At 63.0% G+C, this 10,591-nt stretch carries 9 protein-coding genes and 1 pseudogene; all 10 read left to right on the plus strand.

The window, feature by feature from the left end; all coding sequences use genetic code 11:
• Positions 1 to 38: 38 nt before the first annotated feature.
• Positions 39 to 761, plus strand: a complete 723-nt coding sequence (locus HUI96_RS27450) for an isochorismatase family protein (RefSeq protein ID WP_188257890.1) — start codon at positions 39 to 41, stop codon at positions 759 to 761.
• Positions 762 to 880: 119 nt separating this feature from the next.
• Positions 881 to 2,962, plus strand: a complete 2,082-nt coding sequence (locus HUI96_RS27455) for a hydantoinase/oxoprolinase family protein (RefSeq protein WP_188257891.1) — start codon at positions 881 to 883, stop codon at positions 2,960 to 2,962.
• A gap of 16 nt (positions 2,963 to 2,978) precedes the next feature.
• On the plus strand, positions 2,979 to 4,778 hold the full coding sequence (locus HUI96_RS27460) for a hydantoinase B/oxoprolinase family protein (protein WP_188257892.1): 1,800 nt from the start codon (positions 2,979 to 2,981) through the stop codon (positions 4,776 to 4,778).
• Positions 4,779 to 5,129: 351 nt separating this feature from the next.
• Complete coding sequence (rnk, locus tag HUI96_RS27465) at positions 5,130 to 5,579, plus strand: nucleoside diphosphate kinase regulator (protein WP_188257893.1); 450 nt, start codon at positions 5,130 to 5,132, stop codon at positions 5,577 to 5,579.
• Between the two features lie 144 nt (positions 5,580 to 5,723).
• Positions 5,724 to 6,260, plus strand: a complete 537-nt coding sequence (locus tag HUI96_RS27470) for a nucleoside-diphosphate kinase (RefSeq protein ID WP_188257894.1) — start codon at positions 5,724 to 5,726, stop codon at positions 6,258 to 6,260.
• Between the two features lie 32 nt (positions 6,261 to 6,292).
• Positions 6,293 to 7,039, plus strand: coding sequence for a sulfite exporter TauE/SafE family protein (locus HUI96_RS27475; RefSeq protein ID WP_188257895.1), 747 nt, complete (start codon positions 6,293 to 6,295; stop codon positions 7,037 to 7,039).
• Between the two features lie 505 nt (positions 7,040 to 7,544).
• Entirely contained in the window at positions 7,545 to 7,844 is a 300-nt protein-coding gene (locus HUI96_RS27480) for a DUF1127 domain-containing protein (protein ID WP_188257896.1), read from the plus strand.
• A gap of 579 nt (positions 7,845 to 8,423) precedes the next feature.
• Entirely contained in the window at positions 8,424 to 8,981 is a 558-nt protein-coding gene (locus HUI96_RS27485; protein WP_188257897.1) for an NUDIX hydrolase, read from the plus strand.
• Entirely contained in the window at positions 8,953 to 10,152 is a 1,200-nt protein-coding gene (locus HUI96_RS27490; RefSeq protein WP_210320349.1) for a hypothetical protein, read from the plus strand. The genes HUI96_RS27485 and HUI96_RS27490 overlap by 29 nt, the downstream gene beginning before the upstream one ends.
• Positions 10,149 to 10,591: pseudogene (locus HUI96_RS27495) on the plus strand (carboxynorspermidine decarboxylase); the annotation flags it as partial. The gene HUI96_RS27490 and the pseudogene HUI96_RS27495, both read left to right, overlap by 4 nt.

The raw sequence follows: 10,591 nt of genomic DNA on the forward strand, positions 1-10,591 counted from the left end.
GAACGCCGGTTTGAACAACACCGGGACTGGGAGCCGCCATGAGCGATATCGACAACAAGGAACTCGACCGCATGCTTCAGCAGGCATTCGCGGCATCGACCAAGATCTATCAGGAGCGAGGCTTCCAGCGCCGTGTCGGCTTCGGCAAGCGCCCGGCGCTTATCAGCGTCGACCTCGCCAATGCGTGGACGCGGCCGGGCAACCCGTTCACCTGCGACCAGGACGCGATGGACAACGAGATCATCCCCGGCATGCAGCGGCTTCTCAAGGCCTGCCGGGACAACGGGCACCCGGTCGTGCACGTCACAACTGCCTATGAGATCACCGATCGCAACTCGCCTTTCACCGACATGGGCCTGTGGCACTGCAAGATCCCGATCGACGTCGTGAACCTGAAGGACAAGGAACTCTGGGCGATCGATTCCCGTATCGCGCCGGTTGAAGGCGAGTACACGCTGCTCAAGAAGCGGGCCAGCGCCTTCCACGGCACAGGCCTTGCCGGCATTCTGCGCGCCGCCGGCGTCGACACCATCCTGGTGACCGGCGTCACGGCTACGGCCTGCGTGCGCACCACCATCTGCGACGGGCTGGCAGACGGCTTCCGCACCATTGCCGTTCGCGAATGCATCGGCGATCGCGTTCCGGGCGCGGTTGCCTGGAATCTTTACGACATTGATGCGAAATTTGCCGACGTTCACAGCGTCGACGAATGCGTCGATTATCTGAACACGGTGAACTCTACCCGCCTTGCGGCGGAATGAAAGCTGCGGCGCGTCCTTTGCAGGACGCGCCTTTTTTCCGCTGGGAGGAGATGGCGGAGCAGGCAGTCTAGGGAGGATCGCCCTGGGTTGTGCACCGATTGCTTGAGGAGGAGGAGCAAATGGCACGCATCGGCGTGGACGTCGGCGGAACCAACACGGACCTGGTGCTGGAGTGCGCGAAAGGCGTCTTCTACCACAAGGTCCCGACGACCCTGAAGAACCAGTCGATCGGCGTGGTCGAGGGGGTCAGGGGCATATGCAGCCTCGCTGGGATTAAGCCGTCGGAGGTGGATGTCATCGTTCATGGCACGACCACCGCAACCAACATCACCATCGAGCACAAAGGCTCTGAAACCGGGATGCTGACGACGCGGGGTTTCCGCGACATCCTGCACATCGGACGCCACAAGCGGCCCTACAACTTCTCGCTGCACTTCACCGTTCCGTGGCAGGACCAGCCCTTGGTGAAACGCCGCAACCGGATCGCCATCTCCGAGCGCATCCTGCCGCCCAGTGGCGAAGTGGAGACCGCGCTGAACGAGCAGGAGGTGCGCGACGCCATCAAGCTGTTCAAGAAGCGCGGCATCAATTCCATCGTCGTCGGCTTTATGTTCGCCTTCCTGAACGATGCGCACGAGCGCCGCGCCAAGGAAATCATCCTGGAAGAGATGCCAGACGCCTATGTGACGCTGTCGAGCGAAGTCGCCAACGTGATGCGCGAGTACGAGCGCTTCTCCACGGCGGCGATGAACTGCTACGTGGGACCGAAGACCGCGTTCTATCTGCGCGATCTTGAATCGAAGCTTCGCGAGGCGGGCGTAACGTCCAAGCTTCGCATCATGCAGTCCAACGGCGGCGTGTCGACAGTCGAATCCTGCGCCGCAAGACCCATTCGCATCCTCATGTCGGGTCCGGCGGGTGGCGTCATCGGCGGCGCGTCGGAAGGAGTGATGGCGGGCGTAAGCAACGTCATCACAGTCGACATTGGCGGCACCTCCGCCGACATCAGCACGATCCCGGATGGCCGGGTGAAGATTATGAATCCCCGCGACACCTACGTGTCCGGCCATCCGGTGCTGACCCCCATGATCGACCTGGTGACCATCGGAGCCGGTGGCGGCTCGGTAGCCTTCATCGACGAGGCAGGCGCCTTCAACGTCGGGCCTCGTTCGGCGGGCTCCGAGCCGGGGCCGGCATGCTACGGCCGTGGCGGGGTGGAGCCGACCGTGACCGACGCGCAGGTCGTGCTCGGCCGCCTCGATCCGGACCTTGTCCTGGGCGGCGACCTCAAGCTCGATCCGGAGCTTTCATGGAAGGCCATCGAGGAGAAGATCGCAAACCCGCTCGGTATGTCGGTGAAGGAGGCGGCGCTAGGCATCATCAAGATCATCAACAACAACATGGCCTTGGCGATCCGGTCGAATTCGCTCGCACGTGGCATCGATCCCCGGGAATTCTCGATCTTGCCGTTCGGCGGCGCCGGGCCTCTGCATGGCGTCGCGCTTGCGGAGGCGATCTCGGCGAAGGACATTATCGTTCCCGTCGCGCCGGGCATCACGGCCGCGGTCGGCCTTCTGAAGACCGACCTCCAGTACGACCATACGGAGGCGGCGATCGTCGAACTCAACGCTTCCGGCGACGACGAACTCGCCCGCATCAACGAAGCCGCCAGACGCCTGCATGCGCGGGTTGTCGCGGAACTGGACGACGACGGTATTCCGCGCGACCAGCAGAGGGTCGAGATGGTCGCCGAATGCAGATATCGCGGGCAGGGCTTCGAGCTGCGCGCGAAGATGCCCGACGGACCTGTGACGCACGCCAACAAGTCGGTCATCGTGGACAGCTTCCACGATCAGCATCAGGTCGACTACGGCTACAGCTACCGCGACCAGGAGGTCGAACTGATCACCCTCCGCGCCATCGGCCGGGCCGCGGTCGAGCGCCTTCACGTGCCCAAGGTGCGCGAGACCGATGGATCCAGCATCGACCGCGCGCTGATGTTCGTGCGGACGACCACTTTCGACGACGGAAGTACGCTCGAAACCCCGCGCTATGACCGCACCAAGCTCTACGCGGGCGACAAGGTGAACGGTCCCGCAATCCTGGTGCAGCACGATTCCACGACGCTGGTGCCGCCCGGCTATGTCGCCGAGACGCTGGACTACGGCAACACGCGCGTCCGTCGCGCCGGCATCGCCTGATCGGGGAGGGATCAACATGAACACCATGGAAAAGATCGTAGCGGCGAAGGAAGTACCGGCCGAGATCGACCCGATCACGCTGCAGGTGATCCGCGGCTCCTTCGAAACGATCGCGGAAGAGATGGCGCATGTGCTCTATCGCATGTCCTTTTCATCCATCATCCGGGAATCGGAGGATCTGGGCGCAGGCCTGTTCGACGTCCATTTCAACACGCTGTGCGAGTCGGAATCGACGCCGATGCACATCGGCTCGATCCCCGGCTATCTGCGCGGCATCCAGGAGACCCTGGAGGACGGCGAATGGTACGAGGGCGACGTGGTCGTCCATAACCATCCCTACCACGGGTCGAGCCATACGCCTGATCTCGCCATCGTGGTTCCCGTCTTCTTCCGGGGTCGGCTCGTCGGCTTCGCCGGCAATACCGCGCATCACGTCGACATCGGCGCGGCGACGCCGGGCCTCATCATCGACGTCCCCGATGTCTATGCCGAGGGAATGCTGTTTGCCGGCACCAAGCTCTACCGCAAGGGAGAGCCCAATCGGGCAATGTGGAATTTCATCCGCAGAAACAGCCGCGCCGCCCAGCAGTTGGTCAGCGACATCGAGGCGCAGGTCGCTTCCGCCAGGCTCGGGGCCAAGCGCTTCGTCGAATTGATCGAGAAGTTCGGCGAGGAGACGGTCTTTCAGGCGGCAAATCAGCTGATGGACTATGCCGAGAGGATGATGCGCCAGCGTATCTCGGACATTCCGGACGGCCAATATTCGGCTGAGGGCTGGCTGGACGACGACGGGCGAAACCGTGACCAGAGGCTGAAGGTGAAGGTCACGGTGCGGGTGAGGGGCGACGAACTCGATGTCGACCTGACCGGGTCGGCCGACCAGACGCCGACTGCCTACAACGTGCCCTTCGAGGGCTCGACCAAGGTGGCCGCCTATGCGGCGTTCCGCAAGCTGCTGCTCGACGCCTACACTTCCGACGTGCGGGTGCCTTCGAATGAGGGCTCGTTCCGCCCGATCAACGTGATCGCGCCGCTCGGGTCGATCTTCAATCCGAAGCCGCCGGCCTCGGCCGAAGCGCGCTTCACCCAATGCAACCGCATGATCGATCTGATCATCCGCGCGCTCGCTCCGGTGATGCCCGACAAGGTGATTGCCGGCAGCTCGGCGTCGATCTCATTCGCCGCCTATTCGGGGGTGCGGCCGAGCGGCGACTACTGGGTGTTCCTGGAAGTCAACGAGGGCGCCTATGGCGGACGGCCGCGCTCCGACGGGCCCGACAGCATCGACAACCTGATGGCCAACACGCGCAATAATCCTCTCGAGGATCTGGCCATGCACATCCCGATGGTCTGCGACCGCTACGAACTGCGCGACGACGTTCCTCCGGGCGCCGGCGAGTTCCGCGGCGGGCTTGGCGTGGTCAAGGCGCAGCGCGTGCTCACGGACGGCTTCATCACGCACGAATCCGAGCGGCACAAGGAAGCTCCCTGGGGTGTGTTCGGCGGCACTGACGGCGCGGTGGGCAAGTGCCTCATCTACAATTCCGGCGCCCCGCAGCAGGCCCGCGAGATGTATTCGAAATTCTCCGGGCTGGCCGTGAACCCCAACGACGTGATGGCCTACTACAGCCCGAATGGCGGAGGTTACGGCTCACCTCTGAAGCGGCCACCGCAGAAGGTGCTCGAGGACGTGCTGGATGGCTTCTATTCCGTAGACCACGCGCGGGAGGTTTATGGCGTGGCCGTCAACCTCGAGGACGAGACCGTCGACATAGAAGCGACTGCGCGCCTGAGGGCACTCAAGGCAAAAGCATAGAGCTGTCCCCGGAAAGTAACCTTGCGAAAGGCGTCCGGTCCAGGACGCCTTTCGCCAAGTTCAGATTTTGGCTGTACCGGTGGTGGGCTTGACTTTCCAGTCGCAAGGCCCCACGTTTCGCTTCATGTACGTGACCGAACGCCGCTTTCTTTCGTTTCATAGGGTGTGCCCCATCGCGGGCATCTGACCCCCGGCTGGTCGCGTCGCGCCCCGGCCGCGGGGCATTAGGCGAGCTTTCCCGCACTGCGGGACGATAGCGAGCCCCACACGCGACACTCAAATCCCAGAACAAGAATTCGACCTTAGCGATGCCGCAGGCGCGCGAGCGGTCATTTGCAAGGAGAGTCCAGGATGAATCCTGAGACAAAGAGACAACGCAAGCCGGCCATCACGATGACCCGCACCGATCACGAGCGGCTGTCGCGACTGGCCGAATCCATGTCCGCAAGGAATCCCGAAGTCGCGGATGAACTCTTGGCGGAAGTCGACCGTGCGCGAGTCGTCGCCGATGCGCGGATCGCGGCGGACGTCGTGCGCATGGGTTCCAGCCTGCGCTTCACCACCGACGCAGGCGAAGTCCGAAGCGTAACCCTGGTCTTCCCCGGCGAGGCTGACATCGCCGAAGGCAAGATCTCGATCCTCACGCCGATCGGCGCCGCTTTGATCGGCCTCTCCGCCGGGCAGTCGATCGACTGGACGGCACGTGACGGACGCACCCACCGGTTGACCGTGGAAAGCGTCGACGCACCCGCCGAGGCCTCGGCCAGCCAGGCTTCCATCGAACTGCGGCCGGCATCATGACGGAGGTTCTGCCGCCCTGCCGCCTCTCGCTGTTCGGAGGCTGCCTCATCGCAGGATCGTAGCCCCTGCGCCGCCCTCAGCGGCCAGGGGATTCTCCATTTCGTTTCAACTGACCGCTCCCGGGCGGAGCGATGGAGAACTGCGATGTCGAACGAAACCTGCATCCTCACCACGAAAGACTTCACGATCCTCGAAGTCATGCGCGACCGCTGCCTCGGCGACGATCCGCTGGCGCCGATCCTGAAAAGGAAGATCGAAACCGCTACGGTCGTCTTCCGCGACGATGTTCCCGAGAACGTCGCCACGCTGAGCAGCCGCGTGAGCTTCAGCGTCGACGGCCGCGATCCAGACACCCGCGTACTTTCGCACGACCGTATGACCTCGCCCGTCGGCATGTTCCTGCCGATAACCACGCCGCGGGGGCTGGCCCTTCTCGGCCTCGCCGAAGGCCAAGTGTTTCCCCTGACCAACCATGACGGCGTCGAGGAGCGGATCGCGCTGGATAAGGTTCACTACCAGCCCGAGGCGGTAAAGCGCGAGAAGGAAGCAATGGACAGGCTGGCCGAGCCGGAGAAGCGCAGGCCGGCGCTGAAGCTGATCCGCGGCGCCTTCTACGATCAGCCGCGCTTCGTGCCTGCCGGGCCCGACGACTCCGACGATCCCGGCCCGTCGGCCGCGTGAGCCATGCCCGCGCGCCGATCTAGAGGAAATGCATGACCGAGCATCTCGTGATAGCGGCCGCGGCGTTCTTCGCGGGCATGCTGAACACGGTGGCGGGAGGAGGTACTTTCCTGACCTTTCCCGCTCTCGTCTACACCGGGGTCCCCGTCGTGGCGGCGAACGCGACCAGTGCCGTCGCCGTGTTCCCCGGCTATCTCGGCGGCGCGGCGGGCTTCCGCCGTGAGATCGCCGCCTTCGACCGTAGGAAGCTCATGAAGATCACTGGCGCGACCGTCCTAGGTGGGCTGGTCGGTTCGCTGCTGCTCCTGGTGTCGTCCAACGAGGCGTTCTCGGTCGCCGTCCCTTTCCTGCTCGCTTTCGCCACGCTTGCATTCGCATTCGGCGACCGTCTCCAGAGCTGGGCCCAGCGGCACAGCTTCGGAGCGGGCGGAGGATCCATCGGGACGCTTCTCGTCTCCATTTACGGCGGCTACTTCAACGGCGGGCTCGGCATCGTGCTACTGGCGCTGTTCTCGGTGTGGGGGATGCGCGACCTCAACCTGATGAACGGGCTGAAGAACGGCCTCTCCTTCGTGCTGTCGGCGATCTCGGTCGGGACCTTCGCGGCTGCAGGGATCGTCGCATGGCCCCAGGCGGCCCTTATGATGGCGGCTGCCACGGTCGGCGGATATGCCGGAGCGCCTGTCGCGAGGGCGCTGCCGCGATCAGTCGTCAAGGCTGTCGTCATCATCGTCGGCGCCGCCATGAGCGCCGTCTTCTTCTGGAGGCTTCTGGCGTAACGCACCGGATACGCGCGTAATGAGCGCGTATTGTGAGGTGCCAGTCGCCGGCTGGCGCTAACGCTGTCGTGCCGCCGGTCCGACCATGAGGCCGCGTTAGACCCTTGGTCGCCGCGTGCGCTTTTTCCTTTTTATTCTGCTTCAGCCAACGGCGCGGAGTGAATTCTCAGCGTCGAAAGGCCGCATCTACATTGAGATCGATTGAATAGGTGAAGTGCAGCCACCATATAAGGAAAATGACGTTCTCAAGCCGCCATAGAAAATATCTGCTTCTGTCAGGATCTTTGCTGACCCTTTCTTAAACCCCGGACGGCTCGGACGTTCGCGACTGCCGTCTCGGGGAACTCCATTCACAATCAAGCCGTCTTGCACGTGGCGATCTTTTTGCCGCGGTCGAAGGACCGCATGCGGCGCCAAGTGCATGGCCGGCGTCTTAGACGTGCCTGGTCGCGCAGCTTTGCCGACGCGGATCGGGCCTGATCACCCTTTGCGCAATGGAGAATGCATGACCGATCACCCGATCCTTCGACCATCAACCCCAGCCCGGCGAGACGCGAAGCGAAGTAATCCGCTGACGACGCTCGCACAGTTCCTTGCCCGCGCATTCCAGCGTTGGCAGCAACGCAAGGCGATTGCCCACCTTGAAGCCCTGGACGACAGGCAACTCGAAGACATTGGAATCTCGAGAAACGATATCTCTCGGCACGTGGAGGACCTCTTTCGCCGGAAGGGCCGACAGATCAGGCCAAAACGTTCGCTTGCAGCGCCGGAGGAAGCTCCCAACGAGCTTCGCAGAGCGGCCTGAGGGTCGCGGCACCAAGAATATGTCAGGTAAGGCGCGGGCCTTGTGCCCGCGATTCAACAGTCGGAGAAATCCAGTTGGACACGGCAACGAAAACGATCATTGCAGTAGGAATGTTCGGATTGATGATCCTTGCGTTCGCGATGATCTGATCCGGATCGTGGCCTGGCGACATTCCGCCACCTTGAATAAAATAGCTTAGTGGAATAAGTAAGATACATGTGCATGGAGACTTACATCAGGATTTCGAGGCTTGCCGGAGAAGGTCGCATCCCTTCCCGGAGCAGGCTCTCCAACCCTGAAGCCCGCACGTAATTCCTGCTCCGGGACATTCCAGAACAATCTGCGGTTCATTCCTGCGGCGCTCTTCGTGGCGTCGCACCAATGGAGCGTGACAATGATATTTTCCCGCCTCAGGCGCATTTGCCTTTCCTGCAGCCGTTTGCTTCCAAGAGCAGCCTCCCGGTGTCCGTGGTGCATCGCGTCGGTCGTCGTCCCTTCGACAAGGGAGGATCTGCCGAAGCCGCACCGGGGGCCGGGCGCTTATTCGACATGGTCACAGGTGCTGCTATGAGCGCCGCCTTGGATCGTACCATCCTAACCGTCGGACAACCCGGGATCGCGAAACAGTACGCCGCGGTGCCCTGGCGCATGAGAGACGGCTTCCTCGAGGTTATGCTGGTGACGTCGCGCCGCCGCGGCCGGTGGATCGTGCCGAAAGGGTGGCAGGTGGCAGGCTGCACGCCGTCGCAGTCCGCTGAACGCGAAGCCTTCGAGGAGGCGGGCGTCGTCGGTCGTGTAGCAGCCGAGCCGATCGGGTCGTATCGCTACTCGCGACCGCGGGACGATGGTTCGTTGGAGCAAAGGCACGTGACGGTCTTTGGCCTCTATGTCCTCGAAACGCTCCTCAACTGGCTGGAGAAGGGCCAGCGGAAGCGGCAGTGGTGGCCGATCGCGGAGGCATGCAAGGTGGTTGACGAGCCGGGATTGGCAGAACTGCTGAAGACCTTGACGTCCGGCTCGCGTAAAGTGCGGCCGTCGGCATCATCGGATTCGGCCGGGCGAGAACTCCGGCAGCGCGTCCCCCTGCTGCCACGGACCGAATCCTCCATTGCAGTTCATGCGGCAGGTGCATGTTGATCAAGCCAGCCGCCTGTCCTACGCGGGGCGCGCGCACCGCCAAAGCGGGCTTTTGACCCGGACGCGATCACAAACCTGGCTGCGCGTCCGGGACCGCCAGGTTTCCACTTTTCCGGTTCGACAATCCCCGAGGAACGGCGCGGGCGTTGCCTGCAGCAACCACGCGGAGGCAATCATGAAGGTATGTGAAATCCTTGGCGAGCAGGACGTCGGGCTTGGCATGCCCGCGAAGGGAAAATCTTCCGCCCTGGCCGCAGTCGCGAAGCGGCTGGGGGAACGAGTGGGCAGAGGTCGGGAGGCGCGCATGAGCATCTCGGCCGATCCGGCACGGCTTGATGCATGGCACAGGGGAGCGTTGACGGAGAGCGATCTGACTTCTGCGCTGATATGCGATGCGGAAGCCGTGCGAGTGTTGCTCGACGTCCTGGACTGCCAAACTGGCCACGGCGAAAACCAGGCGCCGCTTTCTCTTCCACCGCGCGCGCGGGTCGGGATTGCGATTTCCTATGCGCTGCACAGCCAGGCTGGCCTGTCATTGGCAAACGCCGCGGATATCGCCGCCAAGTCCGTGAAGGTTTCCGACTCGGTCCTGGCCGCGCTGGATTTCTTTCCGCCCGCGAATCCAGACTCCGTCGAAAGCAGTGCAAAGCGGCACTGGCGGGACGAAAGCGATCCTTTCGCTCTGTTCGTGCCGCATGCGGACGAGGAACTGCCGGGGGTCGATGAGTATCTCGACGTCATCGACGATCGGAGGATCGTCTGGAGGAAACCTCGATGCGACGCCTACGAACTGGCCTGTGATCTGGATCGTCTTTCGGACGCTATGAGGCGCGAAAATAGTCCCGCGCTGCAGGAGGAATACCTGGCGGTCCTGAGCCGCGTCCGCGAGCCGGCCGATCAGGTTGCCGAATGGATGGGAATGGTCGGCGATGACGGCTTCCGGCCGGTTCCGGACCGGTTCACGGACGTGACACCGTTCCTGCGCCATGGAATCGAGTTAACAAGCGACGGCTCGTACTGCGCGCAGACCTATCCGACGCGGATTTCGGTGAATGTTTCGCTGGCCGCGCGGTCGATGAAACGCCGTGTTCTCGGGCTTTCCGTAACCGGCCCTCTCGAAGGACCTGCCGCTTCCCCACCGTGCCCAGAAAGATTGACGCGATGGCTTTGATACAGACGCCCTACTACCTGATCGACAAATCCAAGCTCCTCCGGAATCTGGAGCGTATCGCCTACCTGCGCGAAAAATCCGGTGCCAAGGCGTTGCTTGCCCTGAAATGCTTCGCCACCTGGTCGGTCTTCGACCTGATGGGCGAATACATGGACGGCACGACGTCATCGTCCCTCAACGAGGTCAAGCTCGGGCGCACGCGTTTCGGGGGAGAGACCCACGCCTACAGCGTGGCGTGGGCAGACCACGAGATCGACGAGGCGGTCGCGCATGCCGACAAGATCATCTTCAATTCGATCGGGCAACTCGACCGCTTCAGCGCACGCGCTGGAGGGATCGCATGTGGACTGAGGCTCAACCCAGGGATCAGTTCGTCGAGCTTCGACCTGGCCGATCCGGCAAGGCCTTTCAGCCGCCTGGGGGAATGGGAAGCAGGCAA

The organism is Pseudaminobacter soli (ex Zhang et al. 2022) (genome assembly GCF_014595955.1).
Lineage (GTDB): Bacteria > Pseudomonadota > Alphaproteobacteria > Rhizobiales > Rhizobiaceae > Kumtagia > Kumtagia pseudosoli.

Bases quoted from the DNA above. Each gene is read 5' to 3' on its own strand.
- HUI96_RS27450 (WP_188257890.1), top strand. From the start codon at position 39: ATGAGCGATATCGACAACAAGGAACTCGACCGCATGCTTCAGCAGGCA.
- HUI96_RS27455 (WP_188257891.1), top strand. From the start codon at position 881: ATGGCACGCATCGGCGTGGACGTCGGCGGAACCAACACGGACCTGGTG.
- HUI96_RS27460 (WP_188257892.1), top strand. From the start codon at position 2,979: ATGAACACCATGGAAAAGATCGTAGCGGCGAAGGAAGTACCGGCCGAG.
- rnk (WP_188257893.1), top strand. From the start codon at position 5,130: ATGAATCCTGAGACAAAGAGACAACGCAAGCCGGCCATCACGATGACC.
- HUI96_RS27470 (WP_188257894.1), top strand. From the start codon at position 5,724: ATGTCGAACGAAACCTGCATCCTCACCACGAAAGACTTCACGATCCTC.
- HUI96_RS27475 (WP_188257895.1), top strand. From the start codon at position 6,293: ATGACCGAGCATCTCGTGATAGCGGCCGCGGCGTTCTTCGCGGGCATG.
- HUI96_RS27480 (WP_188257896.1), top strand. From the start codon at position 7,545: ATGACCGATCACCCGATCCTTCGACCATCAACCCCAGCCCGGCGAGAC.